Genomic DNA, 25,271 nt, shown 5'->3' on the forward strand with positions numbered 1-25,271 from the left:
ACACCGGAGTCGGCCCCCGGGGGTGCTCAGGGTCACGTCAGGGCGATCTTCGGGGTCGCGCCCGATGTGCCGGAGGGGTCCGGACCGCGACGCTTCTCGACATGATCACCGTCGAATCCCTCTCCAAGTCCTACGGCTCGCACGCCGCCGTGGACGATGTCTCCTTCATCGCCGCGCCGGGCCGGGTCACCGGCTTCCTCGGGCCGAACGGCGCCGGCAAGTCCACCACCATGCGCGTCATGGTCGGACTCACGCCGCCCAGCAGCGGCGACGTCCACGTCCTCGGTCGCCGCTTCGAGGACCTCCCCGATCCCGGCCGTGAGGTCGGCGTCCTCCTGGACGCCTCGGCCCAGCACGCCGGCCGCACCGGCCGCGAGATCCTGACCGTAGCCGCCCTCACGATGGGCCTGCCGCGCTCCCGCGTCGACGCGATGCTCGAGCGAGTCAGCCTCACCCCGGACGAGGCCGGTCGCCGCGTCCGCAACTACTCCCTGGGCATGCGCCAGCGGCTCGGCATCGCGACCGCCCTGCTGGGCGATCCGGAGGTGCTGATCCTCGACGAGCCCGCCAACGGCCTCGACCCGGCCGGCATCCGCTGGATGCGCGACCTGCTCCGGGGCTTCGCGGACGACGGCGGCACGGTGCTGCTCTCGTCGCACCTGCTCCACGAGATCGAGGTCATCGCCGACGACCTGGTCGTCATCGGCAACGGCCGCATCGTCGCGCAGGGCACGAAGGACGAGCTGCTGGCCAGCGCCGGCACCCTCGCCCGGGCCGCGGACGGAGCCGCCCTGGCGACGGCCCTGCAGACCGCCGGCATCACCGCCACCCCGAGCTCGGGCGGCGCCGTGCTCGCGGAGGCCGACCTGACCACCGTCGGCACCGTCGCGTTCGACGCGGGCATCCCCCTCCTGGAGCTGCGTGCCGCGGACGGCGCCCGCCTCGAGGAGATGTTCCTGTCCCTCACCGCCGACACCCAGCGCGACGACGTCCAGCACCGCACCGAAGGAGCAGCAGCATGAGCACCACGATCGTTCCCGGCACCACCGGGATCGCGCCCCGCGAGCCGCGCACCGTGCCCGCACGGATCCCGTTCACACGGATCCTGCGCGTCGAGCTGCGCAAGATGTTCGACACGAGGTCGGGCTTCTGGCTGATGGCCAGCGTCGTCCTGCTCTCGGTGATCGCCACCGTGGCGACGCTGATCTTCGTCGACGCCGAGGACCTGACGTACGAGCACTTCGCCAGTGCGGTCGGAGCCCCGATGTCGGTCATCCTGCCGATGATCGCGATCCTCGCGGTCTCGAGCGAGTGGAGCCAGCGGACGGCTCTGACGACGTTCACGCTGGTCCCCCACCGTGGTCGCGTGCTGGCGGCGAAGGCCGTCATCACGGTGGTCATCGGCGCCGTCTCGATGCTGATCGCCGGCGCCGTGGGCGCGGTCGGCAACGTCGTCGGCACGACGATCGCCGGCGTCGACCCCACGTGGACGATCACGGTGGGCGAGTTCGCCCAGATCATCCTCGCCAACGAGATCGGGATGCTGATGGGCCTGATGCTGGGCATCGTCCTGCGCAACTCCCCCGGCGCGATCGTCGCGTACTTCGTCTACTCCCTCGTCCTGCCCGGCGCGTCCAGCGCCCTGGCCAGCACGAACCAGTGGTGGGCGGACAACGGCGCGTGGTTCGACCTGAACTGGGCCACGATGCGGCTCTTCGACGAGAGCCTCACCGGTGAGATGTGGGCGCAGCTCGGCGTCTCGGCGGTCGTCTGGCTGGTCGTCCCGCTACTGATCGGCACCCGGGCGCTCCTGCGGTCCGAGGTGAAGTGACACGAGGCATCACGAGGGCCCCGGGGCGACCCGGGGCCCTCGTCATGCGTTCAGGAGTGCGGCGACCTCCTCGTCGGTGACGGGCTCGAAGCGGCGGTACCAGCGGCCGACGGCCCCGAAGGGCTCGGGCGACTCGACCACCACCAGGGCGTCGGCGGCATCGAGCTCCTCGGCAGCCGAGGCCGGCGCGACGGGCGCTGCGACCACGACGCGCGCCGCACCCTGGAGTCGCGCCACCCGACAAGCCACCTGGGCCGTCGCCCCGGTCGCGATGCCGTCATCGACGATCAGCGCCGTACGAGCGGTGAGGTCGATCCGCTGGCGATCGCCCCGCAGTCGCCGGACCCGGGCCTCGAGCTCCTCGCGCTCCCGGCGTTCGACCGCCCGGACCTGCTCGTCGGTGACCCCGTGGAGTGCGACCTCCGCTCGGTCGAGCACCTCGCAGCCGTCCTCGCCGATCGCGCCCATCGCCAGCTCCGGCCGGAAGGGGTAGCCGAGCTTGCGCACGACGATGACGTCGAGCGGCGCGCCGAGCTCCCGCGCGACCTCGAAGGCGACCGGCACTCCCCCGCGTGGCAGGCCGAGCACGACGACGTCCGGCGCGGCGAGGTGGCGCACACGCCGCGCCAGCTGCCGGCCCGCGTCGACGCGGTCGGCGAACGGCAGGACGGAGCGGAACTTCATGGCAGGAAGCGGGTGACCCAGCCGAGCCGGCCGTCGAGCCAGCCGAGCAGGCCGAGCGTGCTGGTGATCGACGCGGGCGGATCGGACACGAGCGTGTCCTCGCGCAGGAGCCGGTCGAAGTCGATCTCGATCGGATCCGCGCGGCGCTTGCCGTGACGGTCGAAGAACTCCACGCCCGCGAGGCGGAGCACCCGGATCACCTCCTGGGCGAGGATCCCGTAGCCGATCGTCGTCGGGTGGACGCCGTCGAGCGAGAACAGCCCTCCGTCGGTGCGGCCCTCGGGTCCGGCGCGGAAGAACCGCGTGGTGGGCACGGGGTCCAGCCGCTGGAGTGCCGCGGGCAGCTCGTACTGCTCCCACCAGGCCGGCCGCGCCCAGGGACTCTCCACGTAGCGGCGGGTGGCGAGCCGGTCGAGGAGGCCACCCATGTCGAAGAGGTACCAGTCGAGTCCGTCCTCGCGCGCCGCACGCACCGACGCGATGATCGTCTCGTTGTACGCGTCGATGGCCGAGTCGATGGCGCGGACGTCGTCCTCCGTCAGGTGCGGGTCGTGCCGAGGGTCGAAGTCCTCGTCGGTGATCCAGGGACGCGTGTAGTACGGGAAGTAGCGGGAGTCAGGGCGCACCTTCTCGTGGGTGCCGCGGGCGAGCGGCGCGATCGTGACCGACGGGATGGTCGTCACGACGACGTGCTGCGCCTCGATCGTCCGGAGTCGTGCGACGAGGTCCGCCCAGTCGGCGCGGAACGCGCTGGGACGCCATAGGTTCGAGCCGGCCCGGGTGTCACGACGCTGCTCGAGGGTCATCTCGGCGTAGGAGTCGGGGGTCCACGCGATGTCCAGCGAGACCACCGTTCCGAGAGCGTTGTTGGAGCCCAGCGCGACGACGAGCGTCTCGACACCCTCGCCGGCAGCGAGGTCGGCCACCGAGTCGAGCACCGTCCGGCCGGAGTCACCACCCGAAGCACGGTGCAGGATCGGCCACGCGGCACGCGCGGGGTGGTGCTCCACGAGCTGGGCGAGGAAGTCGTCAGACGGCTTCGTCGCGAGCAGCCTCTCGACCCTCGCCTCGGTGGTCACGACGGGGTCGAGCACGTCCCAGCTGTGGACGCCGGTGTTGTGGAACGGGCTCCCGTCCTCCGGCTCCCGCGACCCCGCGCCGCGCTCCCAGTGGTCCTCCATGTCGTCCATCCGGTCACGGAGCCAAGGAGCCGCCCGGACGGCCTCCAGGAGGTCCAGGCCGCTGCCGAACCGCCGGTCGAACTCGCGCGCGAGCCGCTCCAGGTCGACCGGTAGCCCGCCCGGACCCGTGGGCCACTCGTACGTCGGGAAGGTGAACTCCTCGGCGCTCAGTCCGAGCTCGAAGGCGATGATCGCCGGCCAGCTGAGATCGGTGCGGTGGATCGCACCGCTCATGAATCCCTGGACCAGCGAGTCGCCCACCGTGACGAGACGGTGGCGGGCGGGCCGCTCCGGGGCGACGCTCGTCAGGGTGACGCCGAGCGTCGGATCGTCCTCGGGACGGCGCGGCTCGTCGCGGATCCGCACCTCACGTGGAATCGGCTCCCGTGCCGGCATCACGCCTCACCCTCCCCGGCCTCTCCACCGCACGCTACGCCCGCGGGAACGGGCCGTCCACGTCGTACGTGACCAGCCCGCTGTCGGTCGTCAGCTCGACGTTCGCCCACACCTCCCAGGGCAGGGAGGCGAGCCGATCGATGATGGCATGCCGGTCGGTAGGCTTCAGGCCCTCGGGTCAGAGTCCCTTTTGACGAGCAACGAGATGAACGAGAACCCGTAGACCGCGCCGACCACCGCGAACCAGCGCAGGACGGCAAAGGGGTACACGAACTCCTCATCGCCTCGTGGCCCGAGCGCCAGCCACGCCAGATATCCCGTGAGCAACGCCGCCACGCCAAAGCACAGGCGAGCGGCCGTCCGCTTCACGGTCACGGCCGTAGCGAGGGCCGTGACGGCAGCGGCGACCCACGCCCATCCCAGAACGTCCTGCGGCGCCATGGTGAAGAGGCCGAGAACGGACGCGGCGGCGAACAATGGCGACAGGACAGCCACTGCAGGGACACGAACGTCGGCTTCACTCACGAAGATCACCAGCCACCAGAACAGCGACAGTCACTGCCGATCATCCTCTCGCCTTCCCCCGGTCCGACTGCGCGCCAGCGTAGGCGACGAACGCGGCGGGTGTTCTCACTCTGGAGGCGTGGAGGTCGTGAAAAATGACGAAAGCCCCGGTCTCCCGGGGCTTTCCGTTGTCGGGCTGACAGGATTTGAACCTGCGACCCCCTGTCGAAGCCACGCTCCATACGAGACGCGACGATGGATACCGAGAAACGCGGAACTCCCTCCAATGGTAGGGATTATCCCTCTAGGTCACCTCCGCCGATACCCGACTACCCACAACGAACGCTGGGCCGATCAGGCCACAAAGCGGCCACAGTCGGGATGAGTCCGGGCTCATCCAGGCGGTACCGGTGAACCCTCTACCCGAACACTCATTCGCTTGCCACGACGTTCCTTACCCCGGGCTCCTCGAACGGATCCTACCGGGGTTCCAGGCCGAGCGTTACTCACAATGCACGCTCAAGTCGAACCGGCGCGAAAACCTGCGATCCGGAAGTGTCGCGGCCTCCGTTGTCGTGGCTGTCCATCTCCGAGTTCCGGGGGTATCGACATCTGGACCGCCGACGTCGTCGCATGACGCAGTCACAGTCGATGTGCAGCTCGGCGAGGGCCAGTACGGCGCACGGTCGCGGCGGCCCTCCTCAAGCAGGCTTCGGGGTCACCAGCCCGCCCGGGGCGGTCCCGGCGTCCGAGTGCTCGTACGCGATAACACCGGCGACGAGGCGGAGATCGAGCGAATCATCGCCCACCACGCGTTGGACCCTGAGCAATGAGCACCTACTAAGCCGCTAGACTCCGGCGATGGTCACGGAGTTCCTCGGCGCTCAGCCTCCACCCTGCGGCGGCAGAGCGCAGGACGCTGCCATGGCGCTGGCGCGGCGCCGTGCTCAACTCCAGCACCGACGACAATGCCCCCTCAACGGCCGCAGAGGCATTTTCCAGCCGGTAGACGTGAATCGGGCGCGCCACGCCGGCCCGCAACGCCGGATGTCCGGGCGGTCGACGTCGACGCCCCAGCGCTCCTGCAGCTGACGGCGCAGCTCTCGCTCGTCGTCGACGAACTCCGGATCGACCTGTGCCCAGCCGTCGGCCGTCTTCCACGCCTCGACGGTCAGCCGCAGGTCCTCATCCGTGACGCCGGAGATCTCGCGCGCCACCTCAACTTGAGCCCCCGCAGCCGCCCGATCGGCGTCCCAGATCGCACCGAGCCGCTGAGCCTCCTCGAGCTTCGCCCCCCGGATCGCCTCTAGGCGCTCGCGCAGTCGGTCCGCCAGGACACGGGCTCCCTGGGCAGCAACCGCGCTCGTGGTCCGACCGATTCCGCCGGCGACGTCGACGGCGGAATCCTCACCGCTGAGATCGTTCATGGCCTGCTCCTATCCGCTACTCGTTGACAGTCGCCGGCGCCGGGAGAACAATGGCTCTAATTGGCACATTCTTCCCGATTCCAGCCGCGGGAGCGCATGATGTCCCACCGTCGCTCATTGTCGCCGCGATCGCCGTTCTTACTGGGCTTGATCGCTCCTCCCGCGTACGCGGTGAGCGCCAAGAGAGGGTGGAAGACGGTCGCCGGTCACTCGGGTTCGTGCGCGTTGGTCCGTTCCTCGCTCAACGACGACATGAGGCGCGGCGGGGTTCAGACCGCGAACTTCCAAGGCTGTTCAGGGTCCAACCCGGCTAAGACCGTGCCCTCCGGGTACGTCACGGCGGCGGCCTACCTGTATTCGGGCGGAACGTGGTGCGGGAACGCGGCGAGCGTGTACGAATACAACACCTCCACCACCACCAGCATCTCGACGAGCCAAGGCCGCACGGCCTCAGGCGTGGCGGCCTGCGCTCTCGGCAATGCCTTCCACGGCGAGGACTACGGCCGTCGATACTTGGAGAGCACCGGCAGCTATGTGACCGTCGCCGCTCTGCGTTCTCCGAATCTGGTCTTCTAAGGAAGTTGGGAAAGGAGTCAGCATCATGCGTATTTCGAAACGCCGAGCAGGCGTGATCATCGGGTCAGCGGCACTGTGCGGTCTGGTCGCGGGCGGGTCAGTCGTCGCCTCCGCTGCATCCGGCTCGGACAGCCCTGCCGAGTCGGCAGCGTCGCCGACGACGCCGGCGCCCCCGATGCCGACAACCCAGTCCTGGCCTGTGAACGAGTACGGGCTCACGGTCGGGGTCCCCAACGATGCTGACCGCGTGGCCCAGAACCTTCCCGACCTCACCCCGGGCGAGACGGACGAGGGCGAGAAGGGATTCATCAGGGCCAGTGAGATCTTCCTGCCCGACCCCAAGACTCCCCAGGAAGCGGCCCATCAGACTGCATCACAACTCAATGACAAGGGCGAGTGGATCGAAACGGTGTACGAAGCGGACGGGAAGACGCCCATCGGACATAGCCTGATCGTTACCGTGACCCAGGGCGAGTCGGTGGACTAACCAGTCAGTACTGGACATACGCCGGCGTTTGGACGGTCGCTCGAAGTCCGGCCCTTCTCGGAACGCAGCGCCGACGCCGTGTCGCGTGCCGTTGCGGGCTTTCGCGAGCCTCTTGGCCAGCACTCATAGTCAGTTAGGCATCTAGCTCGGCGGCTGCGGTCGCTACGACGGGTGCCCAGGCACGGACGGTGCCTTGCTCGTCGACGTTCCATCGGCGGACTTGCAGGAACCTCTCCCCCATCGCTCGGGTCTCGTTGGTGAGCCGGTCGACCAGCTGCTCGTCCTTGAGGGCAGCTTTGGCCAGGACAACGCCGGCGAGGTCACGGCGGTGTTGGTCGATCAGGGCGGCGCGTTCGGCGCGGAGCATGGAGATCCGCTCGAGGAGGTCGGCGGGCGCGAATCTAGCCTTCGAGATGTCCCTCGATGGACTTTAGGAAGGTCGCTGAAAAGTGAACACGTCGTGGTGACCGTGACAGTGCGGGTTCGTGTCATGTTCGGCGGAGTGGGCGTCCACGACGGGGGGGGGAAGTTGAACGCCCACTCCTAGGAATACAAACTACTAAAATCCATAGTAGTTCGTCCGCATGCTCACCGCGTCGCGCCTTATTTACCATCCGCCGCCGTGGGCCACGGGTTCGCGAGACATCCATCGAGGCCCTTCGTCTGCTGGGACATGACGGGTGAGGTCTCACCGACGCCCGGGCAGGAATCATGGCCGTTTCCGAGGGCGTGACCGAATTCGTGATTGACGAGGTAGGTGCGGTAGCGAACGAGGTCGGATCCGTAGGCCTCTGCGCCATGGGCCCATCGCCACGCGTTCAGGACAACCATCTCGCCGTTGCGACATGACAACCGTCCGCCCGTGTCCAGCGGTCTGCAAAGCTGATCGGTCGTTGTGGGAGTGGCGAGTCGAATCCGGAGCATCGAGCCCTTGGCGACTCTCCGGAACTTCTCGGTGGTCACCGACGTCCATCCACGACCGTCGGACAGCACATCATCGACGAACCGGGCCACGTCGTTCGCCGAGTACGGGACACCTTCTTCGACCTCGACCGAATAGGTGAGCTCCCCACCGGAACCATCTGGCGTAGCGGGCTCAACGCCAGCGACGGAGAACCTCCCGCTTCCAGACTCGGGAATCGGCGGGGCCGCGCCCGGGGTCCTGTCGCCGTCGCGGGAGGTGCGGCTCGCCGGCGCGTCGGTCTCAGCTGAACCACGGCCCGGCGTTGGGGTTGTCGCCGCCGGGCGCGGTTGAGCCGCTCCGGCCGTTTCGCTAGCACGGGTCGCATCCTTCGCACCCAACCCATCGACCGCGTTACCGAGGACGATCGCACCGGCCAGGAACAAGACGGTCGACAGAGAAAGCCACCGCCCACTGCGCCTTCGCACTTTTCGCCGCGCGCCGGGGCGTGGTCGCCGCCGACGTGCTGCGTCCCGCCGGCCAGGGAGGAGGAGAGACGCTTGCGTGCGATGCGTGGCGCGCCACGCCGAGACCGCGGCCCCAGAGAGCAGGAGAAGACCGACGACCTCGGACATCACGTTCCTGGCACCTGCAATCGAGCTGACGGCACACTGAGGCGATCCCCGCCTGAGTTGCCGTGTGGGACGACTTACTATTGGCGATAGTAATGCGCCCAGTCCAAGGAGCGAGCAGTTGACCAGACAGACCAAGATCGCCGCAGTCATCGCCGGCGTCGTCATCGCCGCACTGGCTGGCGTGTTCATGACCTCGGCGGGCGACGATTCCAGCGATCCGACCGCGGATGACGCACAGGTGCAAGAGGCTCTGAGCCGGACCGACGCCCATGTGCTCGGGAAGAAGGGCTCCAGCGATGTGACGTTCGTCGAGTTTCTCGACTTCGAATGCGAGGCGTGTGGTGCCGCGTACCCGATCGTGGAGGACCTCCGAGAGAAGTACGCGGGTGAGGTGACCTTCGTTGCTCGGTACTTCCCGTTGCCGGGTCACTTCAATGCGGAGCGCGCCGCATGGGCCGTCGAGTCGGCGGCTCGTCAAGGCAAGTTCGAGCAGATGTACCGAAAGATGTACGAGACGCAGTCAACCTGGGGCGAGGCCCAGGAACCGCACGACAAGCTCTTCCGCGGCTTTGCTGAAGACATCGGTCTGGACATGAGCCAGTTCGATACGGACTACGGATCTGACGCGGTCAAGGCTCGAGTGCAGCGCGACATCAATGACGGTATCGAGCTCGGCGTTCGCGGCACTCCGACGTTCTACGTCGACGGAGAGCTCTTTGAGCCGCAACGCGTCGAGGACTTTACCCAGGTGATCGACGAGGCACTGGCGAGGTGAACGGCGCCGAGCACGGGTCGTCAACGCGCGAGACGGCGATGGCATGGCTGTTGTTGGTCGGCGGGTCCATCGGCCTGCTCGCCTCAGCGGTCCTTCTCGTCGAACGGTTCGAGCTCGCCGAGAATCCCGCCTACACCCCGTCGTGCAGCTTGAATCCGGTGTTGAGCTGCGGCTCGATCATGGAGTCAGCTCAGGCCGCGGTGTTCGGCTTCCCCAACCCGATCCTGGGCGTCGCGGCATTTCCAGTTCTGATGACCACCGGCGCGGCGATGCTCGCGGGCGCTGAGTTCCGGCGCTGGTTCTGGGTGGGACTACAGGTTGGCGTCACGGCGGGCATGGGTTTCGTCTTGTGGCTGGTGTTCCAGAGCCTCTACCGGATCGGCGCGCTCTGCCCGTACTGCATGGCAGTGTGGGCCGTCATCATTCCTACGTTCTGGTACCTCACGCTTCGAAATGCCCGAGCACGAATCTTCGGGGAACGAGTGGCTGTGGCTCGAGTCACGCGCTGGGCCGAGGTGTGGCACGCGCCCGCCCTGCTGGTCGCGTTCCTGTTCGTGTTGGGACTGATCGGCGCCCGCTTCTGGTCTTACTGGTCGACGCTCATCTGAGTTGACTCGAGTTCCCCTCACGCGTTCGCCTTCGGCGGAACGCGCAGGCCAGCCTCTCGGCCGCACGATCACAGGGGCGTCTGCCACGTCCCGATCCAGCCACGCATGTCCACCAAGAAATCTCCCCACAGGCCGGTGACCTGCAAGAGGCCCAGACCGATCAGCATCACGCCCCCGAAGCGGGTGATCGCCACGGTGTGCTTCCGGGCGAATTGGAACACCCGCATCGCCCGGCTCACACCCACGGCTGCAAGGACGAATGGCAAGCCAAGGCCGACGCTGTAGGCAAATGACAGGAGTGCTCCCCGGCCGGCCGTCCCCGACGTCGTCGCCATCGTCAGCACCGCGGCGAGCGTCGGTCCGATGCAGGGCGTCCATCCGATCCCGAACATGACGCCGAGGAGAGGCGCACCAGCGAGTCCGATCCGAGGCTGGAACTTCGGACGAAAGGTCCTGGAGAGAGACGGGACCGAGTCAAGCGCGCCGACGAACAGCAGGCCCAGGATGAGTGTGAAGATCCCGAGCACGCGAACCAGCGCATCCTGGTAGTCCAGCAGGCTGCTTCCGAGCGCCCCTACGAGGGCCCCGTAGGAGGTGAAGACTGCGGCGAACCCGAGTACGAAGAGAGTCGTTCCCATCACGACGACTGATCGGCGGCGCGCGTCTGGACCCACCACTTCGGCCCCAGCGGCGCCGCTGACGTAGGCGAGGTAGCCCGGCACGAGAGGCAGACTGCACGGACTGAGGAACGAGACCAAACCCGCCAACAGGGCGATGGGAATCGCGATCAGAAGAGGACCGAATGCAACGGTCTCACCGACCGAGTGCGCCACCATGGCAAGTTCCTTCACGTCTAGGGCAGCGGCGCCGCGGAGTGGCGCCGATCTACTAGGCATCTTAGTTGGCTGGTGTCTGCCCACCCGCGCGGCCCGGACCAGGTGACGCGGCACGGGAACCTGGCCGCTTCACACGTCGCTGGCCGCCACTACGATGGGAGTTCGTACTGGAGGAGATCGGATGCACGGACTGGGTCCACTCGAGGGAACGATCATGCAGGTGATGTGGTCGAGCGGTGAACCGCGATCGGTTCGTTCGATTCACAGCTCCTTGGCCGCCGACAGAAAGATCGCCTACACCACGGTGATGACGGTCATGGACAACCTCTTCACCAAGGGGTTGCTTCGACGCGAGCGCCAGGGCCGGGCGTATCTGTACACGGCCTCCGCCAGCCGCGAGGACCATACGGCCGCCCTTCTGGGCAACGTCCTTGCCGACGGGGGCGACCGAACGGGCGTCCTGATGCGATTCATCGAGCAGCTCGACGATTCCGAACTCGACGCCCTGCGGGATGCGGTCACGAACCCCGAACGAACCAGGCCGGACGGCACGAAGTGATCGGCGCGGCCCTGTTGCTGACTTTCTTCGCCACGATGCTGATGGCGTGCCAGTATGCGCTGCCCTCGGCGACTTGGTTGCATCGCGCGCCCCGCTTAGGCATCGCCGTGTGGCAGGTCGCCATCGCGGCCGTGACCGTCTCATTCGTGCTGGGCATGATGGCCCTCACCATGCCGGGCCTCTCAGCTGCCGCCGCTCTCGCCGAGTTCGCGAGGGCATGCGTGATCGAACTGCAACGCCAGTCCGCGCACCCGGGGCGGGCGACTCTCACCACCGTGAGCTTGGCGATCTTGGGCCTCCTCGCCTGGCGCATGACGTCGACGCTCTGGTCTCAGCGGCGGGCCGACCTGCGCGCCCACCGCGATCACCTGGCAGACCTTGCGTTGGTGGCAGAGCCCGGACACCAAGGAGTCCTCAGCGTCGACCACGAGGCCGCCGCCGTCTACTGCCTCCCGGGCAATCGCCGCGCCGGAACGCACGACACCGTCGTGGTGACCACAGGTGCACGCGCAGCGCTCACCGTTGCCCAGCTGGACCTCGTGCTTCGGCACGAGCACGCCCACCTGAACTCGCGGCATGCTCGACTCGTGGCACGTGCTCGGGCACTGAACCGGGCGTTTCCGCGCGTCGGCTTCTTCCGGGTGGCACACGAACAGCTCGCGCTACTCGCCGAACTACAGGCCGACGATGCTGTCAGGGCCGACGAGCGTAGATCGTTGGCCGATGCCCTCTATCAGCTGGCCATCACGAACCAACGAGTGCCCACGGCGAACGGACTCTCAGCGACCGGCTCCGATGTCATCCTGCGAGCCCGACGGCTGATGCGCCCCCATGAGCCGCTCGGACGGACCGCTCAGACGATTCTTGCCACATCCATTCTGCTTCTCGGCACGACGCCGGTCGTCCTGTCGCTCATTCCTGGAGGCCTCAGCGAATCGCACGACTGCTGTTCCAGCACAGGCGTCGTTGCTGCGCCGGAGGCGTCTGATTCCGGGGCGACGATCAGTCCCTCGCCCTCCGGCCGCTGAGGAACGGCTCCTCCCCGGGTGGGGTCACGCCCTTACCGATGAACTATGGTTCTTAGTAGATCATCTGCAAGCCCGCGACATCGATGCCCACCTGGCCCCGATGGCTGCGTGGCGCGCCTGGACTCAAGGAAGAACCGTGACCACCCAACACAGGGCCCCGCTCTCCGCCCGATCTCGCAAGGCTCTCCCCGGCACTCGGCGGGGTACGTGGCTGGTCCGTACAGTGACCGCAGCCTTCGTTACGCTCCTCGTGCTCGCTCCTGCCCCGTCAGCGCAGGCGCACACGGGCCTCACCTCGTCCGATCCGGCGGACGACTCCACCGTGCAGACGACTCCCGACCGCATTCAGTTGCAGTTCACCGACCCGATGTCCAAGGAGTTCTCCAAGGTGAGCCTCACGATCGGCACGTCACCGCAGCAAGTCTTGGTGTTGGATCCGTCGACGAGCGGGCCGACGGTCTCGGTTGACCTTTCGGACGCAAGATTGCCGACCGCTCCCCCGGGCTCGGGCGATGTGGCGTGGGATGTGGCGTACCGAGTGATCTCGGCCGACGGGCACCCCGTGGACGGCAACGTCCGTTTCAGGGCGCCGCTTCCCCCGACCCCGAGCTCACGTGATGCGAGCTCCCCTGCGAGTGAGACTCCGAAGGGCGAATCCTCCTCGACCGTGGACGAGGACGGGGACGACTTCCGAACCACGGCGATTCTGATCGGCGTGGGTGTCAGCCTGTTCTTCCTTCTCCCGCTGTCGGTCTTGCTCTGGGCGATCGGGCGCGACCGGCGTCGCCAGCGGGCGACCAGCGAATGAACCCCCTCGCCTCCCCCATCAGCCCCCGCACTGAGTGACGTTGATGTGCGGTGACCTGGTCGCCGATCGCGGCGTGTGGTTCCGCAGCACGACGGCGTGAGCCGTGACTTCAGCCTTGATCGACGGTCTGCCCAGGGTCGGTCGCACGTTCGCCGAGCCACGGCTGCTGGGCTCGCCGCATCGTCCTCACGAACGACCAGAGAAGCAAGCCCACCAGTATGAACAGCCCCAGGGTGTAGATACCGGCCAGCCAGCCGATGGGTTCGCTCCCGTCCGCATTGATCCCCTGCTTCATCATGATCTCGAGTGGGATCCTCACCAGCTCACTTCCTCGCACTGCTGAGTGGGGGCCAGCTCCGTCTGCAGCGTGGCGTGCTCGATCCCATAGGTGGTGGCCAGGACTCCCTGGGCCTTGGTCAGGACCAACTGCCCGTCAGAGCCCTTCTCCACCACGAGATGCGCGGTCGCGACGTTCATGCCGGACGTGAGGGTCCAGAGGTGAAGATCGTGCACGCCTGCGACGCCTGGTAGTGCTTCGAGCGTCTCGACTACCTCGTCTACGACGATGCCTTCGGGGACATGCTGGCCGAGGACGGCCAGCACCTGTCGGCCAAGCACCACCGCTCGTACGGCAACGAAGATGCCGATCGCCACGGCGACGAGCGTGTCCCAGATGGGCTGTCCACTGACGGCCACCAGGATGCCCGCGGCGATCACACCGACGCTTCCCGCAGCGTCGGCAACCACCTCGTAGTACGCACCCTTGACGTTCAGGGACTCGCGCGATCCCTCGCGCAGAAGCAGCATCGAGACGATGTTGACGACCAAACCGAGGGCTCCCACCACGAGCATCGTCCCGGTGGCAACCTCAGGAGCGTCGCCAATTCGACTGATGGCCTCGATGACGACATACGCCGCCACGCCGAGCATGATCAGCACGGTGAAGCCTGAGGCGAAGACCTCGGCCCGGTAGGAGCCGTAGGTCTTGCGGCCCGTGGTGTCCAGCCGCGTCGCGATCCGCGTCGCTACGAGCGCGGCCCCCAAGGCCACCACGTCGGCGGACATGTGCCCGGCATCGGAGATCAGGGCCAACGAGTTCGACATGAGACCGAAGACCAACTCGACGAGGAAGAACGCGAACACCAGCACGAAGGCGACCGCCAAGCGCCACCGGTGGCGACCGCCGGCGTGACCTGCAGCACCGTGGCCGTGACCCGCGCCCATCACCGACCACTCTCCACGCCGGCATCGCCGCTGACACCGTGGCCGGGATCGACTGCCAGGACGAGCTCGTGCAAGTCGCCCAACGCGTGACCCAGCCGCTGATCGGCCAATTCGTACCGGGTGCGGCGCCCCTGAGGTACCGCGACCACCAGCCCACAACCCCGCAAGCACGCCAAGTGGTTCGAGATCGACTGTCGACTCACGTCCAACGCATCGGCCAGATCCGTAGGGAACGCCGATGATTCACGCAGAGACATGAGGATCTTGGCGCGCGTGGGATCGGACAGGGCGTGACCGAATCGAGCGAGCGCATCCAGAGCGGTCGAGGTTGCAACGTTCATGAGCTGATAGTACATAGAATTATGAATTCACTCAAGCGTGTAGTTTCTGACCGGCGCGACGTGGCGCCTACTATGTTGAATAGTAGCTGCGCCCGGTATCGCCAGTCCAGGAGGAGTCGTAGTGTCACCAACGTCCCCGTCGGAGTCGCTTCCCGTCGCCATCGTGGGGGCAGGGCAGGCGGGACTCGCGATGTCACATGCGTTGCTCGAGCGGGGTCTCCGACCAGCCGAGGACTTCGTAATCCTGGACGCAGGATCCGCCCAGACGCTTTCCTGGCGTCGCCGCTGGGATTCACTCACCCTGTTCACGCCGGCTTGGCACTCTCACCTTCCTGGGCTTCGGATGCCAGGGGCTCAGGGGCGCTACCCGTCATCGAAAGATGTCGCCGACTACCTCGACCTCTACCGCGCGAGCCTGGGCGTGGAGCCAAAGTGGGATACGCGCGCCGTTTCCGTCCACCCGCAGCGGGACGACTCCCTGGTCCTTCAAACGTCGACGGGATCGTTGCGCGCTCGCGCAGTCGTGGCGGCGACCGGGCCCTTCGCGATCCCCCAGTACCCCGACTTCGCTAACGACACAGTCGTAGACGGAGCCAACCTCCACAGCGACGCCTACCGGAACCCTGACCAACTCTCCGACGGTCCGGTCCTCGTCGTCGGCTCCGGAAATACCGGGATCCAGATCGCCAGGGAGCTCTCGGCTCATCGATGTGTGTCGATCGCCCAAGGCTCTCCACGACCGCGCCTTCCGCACCGGCTGCTCGGAGTCGACCTTTTCAGATGGCTGCAACTGACGGGGGTGCTCTCGGTGCCGTCCAACGGTCGCATCGGACGCCGCATCTCGGGGCGCGAGTTGGTGGTGGGCCCAGGCCTGGTCGACCTGGCCTCGAGAGGCGTCCACCTTCTGCCTCGTGCGGTGGATGGGAACCGCGACAGGATCGCGTTCGCCGACGGCGTCGAGCGCAGATTCGAATCGGTGATTTGGGCTACTGGCTATCGCAACGGGTTCGGGTGGTTGCCCGAAGCGGTCGTCGGCGAGGACGGCACTCTTGATCAGCAGGACGGACGAACTCCGATCAGGGGGTTGTACGTCCTCGGAGACTCATGGCTTCGCAACAGGGGCTCAGCTCTGCTCGGAGGCGTGGGCACGGACGCTCGACTGATTGCCCGGCACATCGTCCCGTGACTCGCGCGGACCTTCGCCAATGGTCAGCGCTCAGTGTATAGTTCAGCGAGTGCTGACCATTGCTACGCGACTCGACGTCATGAACCGGCTTGGCCGTGCCATGGCCGACCCTACGCGCTCCCGCATCCTCATGACTCTCCTCGAGGGACCGAGCTATCCCGCCGTGCTGTCGCGCGACTTGGAGCTGACTCGATCCAACGTCTCGAACCATCTGACGTGTCTGCGCGACTGCGGCATCGTGGTGGCTGAGGCCGAGGGGCGTCAGACACGCTATGAGATTGCCGATCCCCATCTCACCGCCGCCCTCGTCGCCCTGGTGGACGTGACGTTGGCTGTGGACGTTCACGCGCCGTGCGTCGACTCGACGTGCACCGTGGTGGGCTGCTGCGAGTCGGGATCGGGCGCATGAGCGCGGCGTGTGGATGCGAGCACGATTCCGTCGCCATGACGGGCGAGGACTTCGAGGAGTCGGAGCGACCGTGGTGGAAGGACAGCGGAGTCATGGTGCCGGTCTTCTCGGGTCTGGCATTCCTCCTCGGCCTGGTCGCCGAGCGGTCCGGGGCCGAGACACCCGCCCTGGCGCTCTTCTGGGTCGGCCTACTGCTGGGCGCCTCGACCTTCACCCCTGCCGCGATCCGAAACCTGTTCAAGGGCAAGCTCGGGATCGGGCTGTTGATGACGATCAGCGCGATCGGCGCTGTCATTCTCGGCTACGTCGAGGAGGCCGCGGCGCTGGCGTTCTTGTACTCGATCGCGGAGGCCTTGGAGGACAAGGCGATGGACCGGGCGCGCGGAGGGTTGCGGGCGTTGCTCAAGCTCGTGCCCGAGACGGCGACGGTGCTCCGTGACGGTGTCGCGGAGCAGGTCCAAGCCAAGGATCTGGTCGTCGGCGACGTGATGATGGTCCGACCTGGCGAGCGGATCGCGACGGACGGACTCGTCCGCTCAGGACGGTCGAGCTTGGACACCTCGGCCATCACCGGTGAGTCGATCCCGGTCGAGGTCGAGCCGGGTGACCCGGTGTCAGCCGGGGCGATCAACAGTGCTGGCGCGCTGGAGATCGAGACCACTGCGGCCGGTACTGACAACTCGCTCACCACGATCGTGGAGCTGGTCGAGCAGGCTCAGGCAGAAAAGGGCGATCGCGCCCGGCTCGCCGACCGGATCGCGCGGCCCCTCGTCCCGGGGGTCCTGATCCTTGCTGTGCTCGTCGCGCTCCTCGGATCGATCCTGGGCGACCCAGACGTGTGGATCACTCGCGCCCTCGTCGTGCTGGTGGCGGCGTCGCCCTGTGCGCTGGCGATCTCCGTCCCTCTGACCGTCGTCGCCGCCATCGGTGCGGCCAGCAAGTTCGGCGTGATCGTCAAATCCGGTGCGGCCTTCGAACGTTTCGGCACCGTCCGCCACGTCGCCGTCGACAAGACCGGCACTCTCACCCGCAATGAGCCTGCCGTCACCGCGGTCCTGGTGGTCGAAGGCATCACCGAGGCTCAGGGACTGGCGTGGGCTGCCGCGTTGGAGCAGCACAGCACACACCCGCTCGCTGCGGCGATCACCGCGGCCGCCCAGGACGTTCCCCTGGCCGCGGAGGTGACCGAGCAGGCGGGACACGGCATCGATGGCACCGTCGACGGGATGAAGATCACTGTCGGCAGCCCGCGCTGGCTCGACGCCGGAGAGCTCGGCGCGCGTGTCGAGGATCTGGAAATGCAGGGCATGACGGTCGTGATCGTGCACCGCGACGGCGTCCCGGTCGCGGCGATCGGCGTCCGCGACGAGCTGCGCCCCGAAGTCCCTGACGTCGTGCGCACCCTCACCGATCACCGAGTGGGCGTGACCATGCTCACCGGCGACAACGCTCGAACCGCTCGAGCTCTCGCCGCGCAGGCCGGGATCGACGATGTCCGCGCCGAGCTCCGACCCGAGGACAAGGCCGCTGCGATCACCGAGCTGTCCGAAGCGGGATCGGTCGCCATGATCGGCGACGGCATCAACGACGCCCCGGCTCTCGCCGCCGCGGACATCGGCATCGCCATGGGAGCGACAGGCTCCGACGCGGCGATCGAGTCCGCCGACGTTGCCTTCACTGGCCATGATCTGCGCCTCATCCCGCGGGCATTCGAACACGCGCGGCGTGGACGGCGCATCATCAACCAGAACATCATCCTGTCGCTGTTGATCATCGCCGCGCTGCTTCCACTCGCGCTGTTCGGTGTCTTGGGGCTGGCCGCCGTTGTGCTGGTCCACGAGATCGCGGAGGTCATCGTGATTCTCAACGGGCTGCGCGCCGCCCGCACTCCCGCGCCGCGAGTGGAGGGCTGATGCTGACGACTGTCGGTTCGGCCATTGGCCTGTTCGCGGCTACCAACATCGATGACATCGTGGTGCTCACCGTGCTGTTCCTCGCCTCCCGCAATGGGAGTCCGCGCCCGTGGCAGATCGTCGGGGGGCAATACGTCGGATTCATCACGCTTGTCGCGATCAGTGTGGTCGCCGCGCTCGGCTTGACGATCGTGCCGGATCAATGGGTCGGACTGCTCGGACTGATCCCTCTCAGCATCGGCATCTGGACGCTCATCCGCGGTTTGCTTCGCAAGCGCAACGGCGAGGACAGCGATTTGACCCTCGCAGCCGGGCTCTGGAGTGTCGCCGGGATAACAATCGCCAATGGGGCTGACAACATCTCGCTCTACACGCCGATTTTTCGCACCAGCGCCCCGGCCGACGTCGCGGTCATGATTGCGGTCTTCCTCGTCCTCGTCGCCGTTTGGTGCGCCGCTGGACGACTGATCGGAACCCGCGAGGTCGTCACTGAGGCACTGGAGCGCATCGAGCACTGGCTCGTGCCCACGGTCTTCATTGGTTTGGGCCTGTTCATCCTGATCGAGTCCGAGGTCATCACCCGGTTCTTCGAGGTCATCGGATGACTCGTCGACCGAGGGCGAGGGCGAATCAGGATTCGGCCGAAGGGGTGCGCCGTGGGGGTCGCTGGCGGTTCGCGGTGACGGCCCTCCTGCTTGGCGGGCTCGTCGTTCTTGTCGATCAGTGGACCAAGAGCTGGGCCGAGAGCACCCTCATCGAGGGTGAGCGGACGCCGTTGGTTGGAAGCCTGTTCGGCCTTCAACTGGCGTACAACCCGGGCGCGGCGTTCTCCTTTGGCGAAGGGTTCACGTGGGTGTTCGCCTTGGTCTCTGTCGCCGCTGTGGTCGTCGCGACGGTTTTCGCGTTTCGCGTTCGGCAGCTCGGGTGGACGCTCGTGGTCGGTGCGCTGGGCGGAGCTGCAGCCTCTCACGCCAGCGACCGGCTGTTCCGCGAACCAGGATTCGGCCGTGGACACGTCGTGGACTTCCTTGCCTACGGCAATCTGTTCATCGGGAACTTCGCCGACTTCGTGATCGTCACGGGGGCGGTGGCCGGAGCCCTCCTGATGTGGCGGGAGGAGCGTGCCCGCGGGCAGGCTTCGACTACGACGATCCTCCGCCGGCGAATTGCCGAGAACCTTCCACCCGAGGACGACACGCGCTAAGAGATTCACCGGAGCAAACCCTCGTCTCTGGTTGAGATCGGCTCAGCTCGAGAGTCACTTCCCGGGCTCGTCGTGGGCGTGCTGGCGGCCGGGCGAGCCGGCGACGAACGACCACGCCGCCGGCCGAGCGTGCGACGGGACCTTCGGCAACGCCATCGGCACGCGAGCCGTCGGCGCTGCCCTCGAGAACGGCTGGAACGCGACGAACGGGCTCAAGGCGAATGCCGAGCGTATCGGGGTCGAGTACCATCGAACGCTCGGTCAAGTCGAATTCGGCGGAGGCACCGAGATGACCGGGACAGCGGGTACGGCCAAGCCTTCCGCTGCGCGAGCGCAAGAACCGTCCGCATCGGCGGCATCGCCCTCGCCTGTGAGTACCAGTGCCGACCGCGTTCACGCGCAGCACGACAGCTGTGAGACGTCGGTGGTGAAGGCTCTTGCGGCGAGCCGGAGTCCTTCGGTCATGGTGAGATAGGGGGCCCACGCGTCGACGACTTCGGCGATGGTCTTGCCGAGCAGGTGGACTCCGGTGGCGGCGAGCTCGCCGGCGTCCTTGGCGACGGCAGTGATGCCGAGAATCTCGCTTGTGTCGGCGTTCACGACGATCTTGATGAACCCACGGGTATCGCGGTTGACCAGTGCTCGGGGCACGTGGTGCAGCGGCAGGACGCGGCAGTCGCAGCGGATTCCCGCGCTTTTCGCCTCCTTCTCGGTCATCCCGACCGCGCCGATCGCGGGGCCGGTGAACGTCACCCGCGGCAGACGAGAGTAGTCGACGGTCCGGTCGACGTGGAGGAACGCGTTCTCGGCCACAAGGGTGCCGTGGTGGGCGGCCACGTAGACGAACTCGGGGTGCCCGGTCACGTCGCCCGCGGCCCAGATCCGCCGATTCGAGGATTGCATCCTGTCGGAGACGACCACCTCGCCGGACTCCCCTGTCTTGACTCCGACAGAGTCGAGGTTGAGTCCGTCGGTGACGGGGCGGCGTCCGAGGGCTACCAGGACTTGGTCGGCGCGGAAGTCCTGCGAGACGCCGGATACGTCCGCGGTCACCACGACCAGCCCGGTCCCTGCGGCCCGGGTCACCCGGGTGGGCACCGCGCGGCGAACGACGCGGATGCCATTATCGGCGAAGACGTCCTCAAGCGCCCAGGAGACTTCAGGCTCCTCCTTCGATGCGAGTCGGGAGCGGGCCAGCAGCGTGACCTCGGAGCCGAGTCGGGCGAACAGTTGGGCCTGCTCCAAGGCGACGTAGCCACCGCCGAGGACGAGGAGAGACCTGGGGACCTCGAGCAGCTCCATGGCCGTGGTCGAGGTCAGGTACCCCGCGCTATCCAGGCCGTCGATCGGCGGGACCCACGGTCGAGCGCCGGTTGCGACCATGTAGTGCTCGGCCTCGACGGTCGCGGCCATCCCATCGGCGGCGGTGATGTTCAGCGCCGGCGCATCAGGCGAGCCCGCGAGCGCGGCGACTCCCTGACGCACTGGCCAGCCGTAGGATTCAGCAACGTCGGCGTATTTCTCGCCCCGCAGCGACTCGACCAGCGCCACTTTTCCGGCGACCAGCGCGGGCATGTCGATTGGGCCCGCTGTCGTTGAGATCCCCGGGAAACGGTCCGGGGCGTCGGCGGCGGAGTACCGCGCGCCAGCCGCGGCAATGAGCGCCTGCGACGGCACGCACCCAGTGTTCACGCAGGTCCCGCCGAGCGTGCCGCGCTCGACCATCACCACCGACTTTCCCAGCGCGGTCGCGCGGATCGCCGCGGCGAACGCCCCGCCGCCCGATCCGATGATGGCAAGGTCGTACTTCGTAGGCATCGCTGCTGTCTCCTTCAACCCTTCGGTCTTCTTCTGATCTGTTCAGCCATACTTGACGTTCCAGTGCAGGGGAAGGTCAAGCGTGCTCCTGCCGAACGAGAGGTGACCGCGATGCGCATCGGGGAACTGGCCGCTGCGGCTGGGACCACTCCGAAGACTCTCCGCTTCTATGAGGAGTCGGGACTGCTGCCCCCAGCCGATCGGACGCCGTCGGGTTATCGGGACTACCCGCCCGTCGCTGTCGCCCGGATCGACTTTGTCCACCGCGGCCAGGCGGCGGGACTCACCCTCGCTCAGATCCGCCAGATCCTCGACATCCGCGATGACGGCGCCGCGCCGTGTGAGCACGTGCGCGATCTGCTCGACGAGCGCCTAGCCGAGATCGAGCAGCAGATCGCTCGGCTCACCGCCCTGCATGACACTATTGCCGAACTCAGGCACGACGCCGCGCAGCCGGACCCCGACACGTGCAGTCCCGAGCAGGTCTGCCGCTACCTATAGTTCTCCGCATCGAGAAGGAGACAGACCGCGGCCGGCCACGCGGTCGCGATCCCAGCACGCCCAGCGTCGTTGCCCGCCCGATGCACGCGTGAACACCTGCATCGCCGGAAAACTCCCCCACATCGGCATCGGCCGAACCCACACCCGAACCCACGTCACCCTGCTCATCGACGACCACCACGTCAGAGTCGTCAACGCCACCACCGGAGAACTGCTCCGCGACCTGATCATCAACCCCGACCGCGACGACCAACCCCGACACAAAACCACATGAAAAAACTCCCGAACCTGCAAAATGCAGGTCCGGGAGTTTCCGATGTCCTGAGACATCACACGGTCGGGCTGACAGGATTTGAACCTGCGACCCCCTGTCGAAGCCGAGCTCCGTACGAGTCGCGACGCTGGGTACCGAGAACCGCGGAACACCCTCAAACGGTGGGGATGGCCCCTCTGGGTCCCCCCCGACGATCCCCGAGGACCGGCGACAACCGCCGGCCCAATCCGGCCACCAAATGGCCACTTTCGGAGAAGGAACGCAACATCAACCCAGCACCGCTTGCCGGTTCGGCTCAAGGGTGCTACTCGACACTGTTCACGTGGGCGCCCTGGTCTGCACTCCTCCTCGAGGAACGAGCCGCGACCCCGCGCTCAAGAAGGGCACAGGGTCGCGGGTTGAGGCCGTTACCGATTACCTGTTGCGTCCTCCCGAGATCCGGACGGAGCCAGCCAGCCGCAGGTCGTCGGACGACGAGCCCACGTAGATCGGCACGCGCCCGTCGGGGGTGCGCCACCGGTCGCGAGCCGTGTCCCAGTACGAGAACGACTGCGGATCGAGGTTCACCGTCACCCGTCGACGCTGCCCCGGACGGAGGTCGACCTTGGCCCAGCCGGCCAGCGCCTTCTCCGCCGTGTCGACGCGACGGGTGGGCAGGTTGCCCACGTAGACCTGCACCGTCTCGCTGCCACGGCGCCGTCCGACGTTCCGGACGTCCACGGAGACCTTCACCGACTTGGTCGCGCGGGCGGACCCACGCCCCCGGGTGTTCGACGAGAGCACGAGTCGCCGGTAGTCGAACTTCGTGTAGGACAGACCGTGGCCGAAGGGGTAGCTCGGCTCGATGCCGCGCTCCTCGTACCCGCGGTAGCCCACGAAGATCCCCTCCGAGAACTGCTGGTCGAGCCCGTCACCCGGGTACTGGTCCTCGTCACTGACCGGAGTGCTTTCCTCGTCCACGGGAATCGTCAGCGGCAGCTTGCCCGACGGGTTCACGTCTCCGAAGAGGATCCGCGCGATGGCACTGCCCTGCTCCTGACCGCCGTACCAGTTGTGCAGGACGGCGCGCACGTCGTCCTCCCAGTCCGAGGTCTGGACAGCGGCGCTGGCGGTGAGGACCACGATGGTCCGCCGGTTGGCGGCTGCCACCTCCCGGATCAGGTCGTCCTGGGCGTTGGGCAGGTCGAGGTTGGGACGATCCCCACCCTCGCTCGCGTAGTCGCGGGCGAAGACCACAGCGACGTCGGCGTCGGCGGCGACCTCTGCTGCCTCGGCGATGCTCGGTTCCACCACCTCGTCCGGCGGCACCCAGCCCAGCTTGAACGCGGACCCGAAGTCCGTGCTCGCACTGGCCCCGATCGAAAACTCCGCACGGAGGTCGTACTCCTGCCCTTCGACCAGGTCCACCTCGTAGGTGTGGACCCCGGGGTCGGTGGGTTCTGGAGCGGTCTCCGTGGTGATGACGGGTGCGTCGTCCAGGTAGAGCGTCGTCGCCCCGTTCGTGGTGACGGTCAGCTCGTACGTTCCCGTGACCGGTGCCGTGAGGGTTCCCGTCCAGCGGATTCCCGACGTGTTCTCGTTCGACTGCCTCGGGAAGTGCGGTGACGCCGCGTTGAAGCCCTCGAACAGGTAGAACCCTCCGAAGATGCCGGCGTAGGGCTCGGTGCGGTCGAGCTCGGGCGTGCCCGTCCGGCCGGGGTTGTCGAAGTACTCCACGCGCACACCGGGTTCGTCGTCCAGCGCGGACCGGAGGAACTCCGACGGGATCGGATCCGGACCGGGGAGCAACGCCGTGGACGTGACCGGTTCGTTGCCGGGCGCGTGAGTCACGGTCGCCCCGTCCGCGCGCTCGGTGATCCCCTCGAGCGGGCTGACGGTGTAGGTCGGTAGCACTTGACTGCTACCGCCACCTTGGACGGCGTGGTCTGCGTCCGCGCCGATCACGGCGATCGAGTCCAGGTCGTCGTCCAGAGGCAGCGTGCCGCGGCGGTTCTTCAGCAGGACGGTCGCCTGCTCCGACACCTCTCGGGCGAAGTCACCGTTCTCCTCCTCGGGCAGCGGACGGACCGTCGCCGGCTCGTCGAACAGGCCGAGGGCAAACATGGGCTTGAGGATCCTCATCACCGCGTCGTTGATGCGGGAGACGGGGACGTCGCCGGCATCCACGGCCTCGGCCAGTGGGGCACAGAAGAAGCAGTCGTCGCCGCCGAAGTCGCCGGGCATCTCCTGGTCCATGCCGTTGAGGATCGACGCGACGGTGCTGTGAGTGGCCCCGTAGTCGCTCATGACCCAGCCCTCGAACTCGAGCTGCACCTTGAGGATCTCGTTGAGGAGGTAGTCGTTCTCACACGCGTAGGTCCCGTTGACCTTGTTGAACGCGCACATCGCGGTCGCTGGATCGCCCTCCTGGATGGCGATGTCGAAGGGGCGGGTGTAGATCTCCTGGAGGGTCCGCTCGTCGACCACCGCATTGCCGCCGATCAGGCGGTTCTGCTCCTGGGTGTAGACGTTGTAGTGCTTCAGGTCCGCCAGCACGGGGTTCTCCTGGATGCCGCGAATGACGGCGCCACCGATGCGGCCCGAGATCAGCGGATCTTCGCCGAATGCCTCGAACGCGCGGCCGGCCTGGGAGACCCGGGCGATGTCCAGGGCCGGCGCCAGCAGCACATTGTGCCCGGTGCGGTGGGCCTCGTCGCCTGCGCGCTCGCCGTATTCCTGCGCGAGTCCGGCGTTCCAGGTCGCTGCCAACGCAAGCGGTGAGGGCAGCTCGGTCGCCTGCTGGTCGTTGACGTCGGGGTTGGCGATGCGGACTCCGGCCGGGCCGTCAGCCATCGTGAGGGCCGGGATGCCCAAGCGCTCGATCGGTGCGTTGTAGAAGCCGTAGTAGAAGTTGACCTCGCCGTGGAGCATGTCGATCTTCTCGTCCAAGGTCATACGGCGCAGCAGCGCTCGCGCTCGCCGTTCGGCGGAGCGTGAGTCTGCCCACCGGGCGTCGATCGGTCCGGCATTCGGCAATGCCGCGGAAGCGGTGTTGCCTGCTGCCTCGGCCGTCACGGCCGCCGTCGCTCCTGATGCGAGCAAGGCGGTGGCGACGAGACCGATCGAGAGGCGCGACAGGGTGTTCTTCAAAGGTGCGTGGTACATCGGGACCCCCCCCGAAGTTCT

The 25,271-nt window shown here is 67.2% G+C and carries 29 protein-coding genes; 17 read left to right on the top strand and 12 right to left on the bottom strand.

Going from position 1 to position 25,271, the window contains the following annotated elements:
• Nucleotides 1-101: 101 nt before the first annotated feature.
• Together H1W00_RS11440 and H1W00_RS11445 are read left to right on the top strand one after the other, a co-directional pair.
• Entirely contained in the window at nt 102-1,022 is a 921-nt protein-coding gene (locus tag H1W00_RS11440; RefSeq protein WP_181755817.1) for an ABC transporter ATP-binding protein, read from the top strand.
• On the top strand, nt 1,019-1,831 hold the full coding sequence (locus H1W00_RS11445; RefSeq protein WP_181755818.1) for an ABC-2 transporter permease: 813 nt from the start codon (nt 1,019-1,021) through the stop codon (nt 1,829-1,831). Before H1W00_RS11440 ends, H1W00_RS11445 begins: the two co-directional genes overlap by 4 nt.
• A gap of 42 nt (nt 1,832-1,873) precedes the next feature.
• Here H1W00_RS11445 and H1W00_RS11450 read toward each other — a convergent pair whose 3' ends face one another.
• From H1W00_RS11450 to H1W00_RS11465, 4 genes are all read right to left on the bottom strand, one after another.
• Nucleotides 1,874-2,515, bottom strand: a complete 642-nt coding sequence (locus H1W00_RS11450; protein ID WP_206680009.1) for a phosphoribosyltransferase — start codon at nt 2,513-2,515, stop codon at nt 1,874-1,876.
• On the bottom strand, nt 2,512-4,092 hold the full coding sequence (locus H1W00_RS11455; protein ID WP_206680010.1) for a hypothetical protein: 1,581 nt from the start codon (nt 4,090-4,092) through the stop codon (nt 2,512-2,514). The genes H1W00_RS11450 and H1W00_RS11455 overlap by 4 nt, the downstream gene beginning before the upstream one ends.
• A 165-nt stretch (nt 4,093-4,257) precedes the next feature.
• Complete coding sequence (locus H1W00_RS11460) at nt 4,258-4,617, bottom strand: hypothetical protein (protein ID WP_181755819.1); 360 nt, start codon at nt 4,615-4,617, stop codon at nt 4,258-4,260.
• Nucleotides 4,618-5,543: 926 nt separating this feature from the next.
• Nucleotides 5,544-6,023 carry a hypothetical protein gene (locus H1W00_RS11465; protein ID WP_181755820.1) on the bottom strand — a complete coding sequence of 160 codons (480 nt, stop codon included), beginning with the start codon at nt 6,021-6,023 and terminating at the stop codon, nt 5,544-5,546.
• 390 nt (nt 6,024-6,413) lie between these two features.
• Between H1W00_RS11465 and H1W00_RS11470 the strand changes: the two genes are divergently transcribed.
• Nucleotides 6,414-6,599, top strand: a complete 186-nt coding sequence (locus H1W00_RS11470) for a hypothetical protein (RefSeq protein ID WP_181755821.1) — start codon at nt 6,414-6,416, stop codon at nt 6,597-6,599.
• Between the two features lie 247 nt (nt 6,600-6,846).
• Nucleotides 6,847-7,086 (top strand): hypothetical protein, encoded by a 240-nt coding sequence (locus H1W00_RS11475; protein WP_181755822.1) that lies wholly within the window; start codon nt 6,847-6,849, stop codon nt 7,084-7,086.
• 133 nt (nt 7,087-7,219) lie between these two features.
• On the opposite strand, the gene H1W00_RS11480 is transcribed toward H1W00_RS11475, so the two are convergent.
• On the bottom strand, nt 7,220-7,453 hold the full coding sequence (locus tag H1W00_RS11480; protein ID WP_181755823.1) for a hypothetical protein: 234 nt from the start codon (nt 7,451-7,453) through the stop codon (nt 7,220-7,222).
• Nucleotides 7,454-7,689: 236 nt separating this feature from the next.
• The gene (locus H1W00_RS11485; protein ID WP_338072886.1) at nt 7,690-8,811 is read right to left on the bottom strand and encodes a DUF3152 domain-containing protein; all 1,122 of its coding nucleotides are present in this window, start codon (nt 8,809-8,811) and stop codon (nt 7,690-7,692) included.
• On the opposite strand from H1W00_RS11485, the gene H1W00_RS11490 reads away from it, so the two are divergent.
• Together H1W00_RS11490 and H1W00_RS11495 are read left to right on the top strand one after the other, a co-directional pair.
• Nucleotides 8,741-9,397: a DsbA family protein gene (locus H1W00_RS11490; RefSeq protein ID WP_241732843.1), complete on the top strand. Its 657-nt coding sequence runs from the start codon at nt 8,741-8,743 to the stop codon at nt 9,395-9,397. The genes H1W00_RS11485 and H1W00_RS11490 overlap by 71 nt on opposite strands.
• Nucleotides 9,394-10,005 carry a vitamin K epoxide reductase family protein gene (locus H1W00_RS11495; protein ID WP_338072887.1) on the top strand — a complete coding sequence of 204 codons (612 nt, stop codon included), beginning with the start codon at nt 9,394-9,396 and terminating at the stop codon, nt 10,003-10,005. The genes H1W00_RS11490 and H1W00_RS11495 overlap by 4 nt, the downstream gene beginning before the upstream one ends.
• Nucleotides 10,006-10,073: 68 nt before the next feature.
• Here the strand turns inward: H1W00_RS11495 and H1W00_RS11500 are convergent, their stop codons facing one another.
• Nucleotides 10,074-10,856, bottom strand: a complete 783-nt coding sequence (locus H1W00_RS11500) for a cytochrome c biogenesis CcdA family protein (RefSeq protein WP_338072888.1) — start codon at nt 10,854-10,856, stop codon at nt 10,074-10,076.
• Between the two features lie 166 nt (nt 10,857-11,022).
• On the opposite strand from H1W00_RS11500, the gene H1W00_RS11505 reads away from it, so the two are divergent.
• The 3 genes from H1W00_RS11505 to H1W00_RS11515 all read left to right on the top strand — a co-directional run bounded on the left by H1W00_RS11505 (nt 11,023) and on the right by H1W00_RS11515 (nt 13,236).
• Nucleotides 11,023-11,400 carry a BlaI/MecI/CopY family transcriptional regulator gene (locus H1W00_RS11505; protein ID WP_181755825.1) on the top strand — a complete coding sequence of 126 codons (378 nt, stop codon included), beginning with the start codon at nt 11,023-11,025 and terminating at the stop codon, nt 11,398-11,400.
• The gene (locus tag H1W00_RS11510) at nt 11,397-12,428 is read left to right on the top strand and encodes a M56 family metallopeptidase (protein WP_181755826.1); all 1,032 of its coding nucleotides are present in this window, start codon (nt 11,397-11,399) and stop codon (nt 12,426-12,428) included. Before H1W00_RS11505 ends, H1W00_RS11510 begins: the two co-directional genes overlap by 4 nt.
• Nucleotides 12,429-12,651: 223 nt before the next feature.
• Entirely contained in the window at nt 12,652-13,236 is a 585-nt protein-coding gene (locus H1W00_RS11515) for a copper resistance CopC family protein (protein ID WP_181755827.1), read from the top strand.
• Nucleotides 13,237-13,345: 109 nt separating this feature from the next.
• Here H1W00_RS11515 and H1W00_RS11520 read toward each other — a convergent pair whose 3' ends face one another.
• The 3 genes from H1W00_RS11520 to H1W00_RS11530 are packed head-to-tail and all read right to left on the bottom strand — an operon-like array spanning nt 13,346 to nt 14,801.
• The gene (locus tag H1W00_RS11520) at nt 13,346-13,555 is read right to left on the bottom strand and encodes a hypothetical protein (protein ID WP_181755828.1); all 210 of its coding nucleotides are present in this window, start codon (nt 13,553-13,555) and stop codon (nt 13,346-13,348) included.
• Nucleotides 13,552-14,400 (bottom strand): cation diffusion facilitator family transporter, encoded by an 849-nt coding sequence (locus H1W00_RS11525; protein WP_476692246.1) that lies wholly within the window; start codon nt 14,398-14,400, stop codon nt 13,552-13,554. Before H1W00_RS11525 ends, H1W00_RS11520 begins: the two co-directional genes overlap by 4 nt.
• Nucleotides 14,401-14,459: 59 nt before the next feature.
• Nucleotides 14,460-14,801 carry an ArsR/SmtB family transcription factor gene (locus H1W00_RS11530; RefSeq protein WP_206680011.1) on the bottom strand — a complete coding sequence of 114 codons (342 nt, stop codon included), beginning with the start codon at nt 14,799-14,801 and terminating at the stop codon, nt 14,460-14,462.
• A 163-nt stretch (nt 14,802-14,964) separates the two neighbouring features.
• Between H1W00_RS11530 and H1W00_RS11535 the strand changes: the two genes are divergently transcribed.
• The 6 genes from H1W00_RS11535 (at nt 14,965) to H1W00_RS17210 (ending at nt 19,988) form a co-directional block, all read left to right on the top strand.
• The gene (locus H1W00_RS11535; RefSeq protein WP_338072889.1) at nt 14,965-15,987 is read left to right on the top strand and encodes a flavin-containing monooxygenase; all 1,023 of its coding nucleotides are present in this window, start codon (nt 14,965-14,967) and stop codon (nt 15,985-15,987) included.
• 49 nt (nt 15,988-16,036) lie between these two features.
• Nucleotides 16,037-16,396 (top strand): Cd(II)/Pb(II)-sensing metalloregulatory transcriptional regulator CmtR, encoded by a 360-nt coding sequence (gene cmtR, locus H1W00_RS11540; RefSeq protein ID WP_181755832.1) that lies wholly within the window; start codon nt 16,037-16,039, stop codon nt 16,394-16,396.
• Nucleotides 16,393-18,309, top strand: a complete 1,917-nt coding sequence (locus H1W00_RS11545; protein ID WP_181756274.1) for a heavy metal translocating P-type ATPase — start codon at nt 16,393-16,395, stop codon at nt 18,307-18,309. Before cmtR ends, H1W00_RS11545 begins: the two co-directional genes overlap by 4 nt.
• Nucleotides 18,309-18,914, top strand: coding sequence for a cadmium resistance transporter (locus H1W00_RS11550; protein WP_146825579.1), 606 nt, complete (start codon nt 18,309-18,311; stop codon nt 18,912-18,914). The genes H1W00_RS11545 and H1W00_RS11550 overlap by 1 nt, the downstream gene beginning before the upstream one ends.
• Nucleotides 18,915-18,988: 74 nt before the next feature.
• Entirely contained in the window at nt 18,989-19,513 is a 525-nt protein-coding gene (locus tag H1W00_RS11555; protein WP_206680012.1) for a signal peptidase II, read from the top strand.
• Complete coding sequence (locus tag H1W00_RS17210) at nt 19,431-19,988, top strand: VldE C-terminal domain-containing protein (protein WP_476692247.1); 558 nt, start codon at nt 19,431-19,433, stop codon at nt 19,986-19,988. Before H1W00_RS11555 ends, H1W00_RS17210 begins: the two co-directional genes overlap by 83 nt.
• On the opposite strand, the gene merA is transcribed toward H1W00_RS17210, so the two are convergent.
• Nucleotides 19,907-21,331, bottom strand: coding sequence for a mercury(II) reductase (gene merA, locus H1W00_RS11565; protein ID WP_181755835.1), 1,425 nt, complete (start codon nt 21,329-21,331; stop codon nt 19,907-19,909). The genes H1W00_RS17210 and merA overlap by 82 nt on opposite strands.
• 111 nt (nt 21,332-21,442) lie before the next feature.
• Here merA and H1W00_RS11570 point away from each other — a divergent pair, with 111 nt between their 5' ends.
• Nucleotides 21,443-21,832, top strand: coding sequence for a heavy metal-responsive transcriptional regulator (locus tag H1W00_RS11570; RefSeq protein ID WP_181755836.1), 390 nt, complete (start codon nt 21,443-21,445; stop codon nt 21,830-21,832).
• Nucleotides 21,833-21,920: 88 nt separating this feature from the next.
• Entirely contained in the window at nt 21,921-22,106 is a 186-nt protein-coding gene (locus H1W00_RS11575) for a hypothetical protein (protein ID WP_181755837.1), read from the top strand.
• A gap of 414 nt (nt 22,107-22,520) precedes the next feature.
• Here H1W00_RS11575 and H1W00_RS11580 read toward each other — a convergent pair whose 3' ends face one another.
• Nucleotides 22,521-25,040 carry a glycoside hydrolase family 3 C-terminal domain-containing protein gene (locus H1W00_RS11580; protein WP_206680013.1) on the bottom strand — a complete coding sequence of 840 codons (2,520 nt, stop codon included), beginning with the start codon at nt 25,038-25,040 and terminating at the stop codon, nt 22,521-22,523.
• Nucleotides 25,041-25,271: the final 231 nt, after the last annotated feature.

The organism is Aeromicrobium phoceense (assembly GCF_013868155.1).
Taxonomy (GTDB): Bacteria; Actinomycetota; Actinomycetes; order Propionibacteriales; family Nocardioidaceae; genus Aeromicrobium; species Aeromicrobium phoceense.

Bases quoted from the DNA above. Each gene is read 5' to 3' on its own strand.
- H1W00_RS11580 (WP_206680013.1), bottom strand. From the start codon at position 25,040: ATGACCTTGGACGAGAAGATCGACATGCTCCACGGCGAGGTCAACTTC.
- merA (WP_181755835.1), bottom strand. From the start codon at position 21,331: ATGCCTACGAAGTACGACCTTGCCATCATCGGATCGGGCGGCGGGGCG.
- H1W00_RS11550 (WP_146825579.1), top strand. From the start codon at position 18,309: ATGCTGACGACTGTCGGTTCGGCCATTGGCCTGTTCGCGGCTACCAAC.
- H1W00_RS11545 (WP_181756274.1), top strand. From the start codon at position 16,393: ATGAGCGCGGCGTGTGGATGCGAGCACGATTCCGTCGCCATGACGGGC.
- H1W00_RS11445 (WP_181755818.1), top strand. From the start codon at position 1,019: ATGAGCACCACGATCGTTCCCGGCACCACCGGGATCGCGCCCCGCGAG.
- H1W00_RS11440 (WP_181755817.1), top strand. From the start codon at position 102: ATGATCACCGTCGAATCCCTCTCCAAGTCCTACGGCTCGCACGCCGCC.
- H1W00_RS11450 (WP_206680009.1), bottom strand. From the start codon at position 2,515: ATGAAGTTCCGCTCCGTCCTGCCGTTCGCCGACCGCGTCGACGCGGGC.
- H1W00_RS11480 (WP_181755823.1), bottom strand. From the start codon at position 7,453: ATGCTCCGCGCCGAACGCGCCGCCCTGATCGACCAACACCGCCGTGAC.
- H1W00_RS11530 (WP_206680011.1), bottom strand. From the start codon at position 14,801: ATGAACGTTGCAACCTCGACCGCTCTGGATGCGCTCGCTCGATTCGGT.
- H1W00_RS11505 (WP_181755825.1), top strand. From the start codon at position 11,023: ATGCACGGACTGGGTCCACTCGAGGGAACGATCATGCAGGTGATGTGG.
- H1W00_RS11465 (WP_181755820.1), bottom strand. From the start codon at position 6,023: ATGAACGATCTCAGCGGTGAGGATTCCGCCGTCGACGTCGCCGGCGGA.
- H1W00_RS11485 (WP_338072886.1), bottom strand. From the start codon at position 8,811: ATGAACACGCCAGCCAGTGCGGCGATGACGACGCCGGCGATGACTGCG.
- H1W00_RS11570 (WP_181755836.1), top strand. From the start codon at position 21,443: ATGCGCATCGGGGAACTGGCCGCTGCGGCTGGGACCACTCCGAAGACT.
- H1W00_RS11455 (WP_206680010.1), bottom strand. From the start codon at position 4,092: ATGCCGGCACGGGAGCCGATTCCACGTGAGGTGCGGATCCGCGACGAG.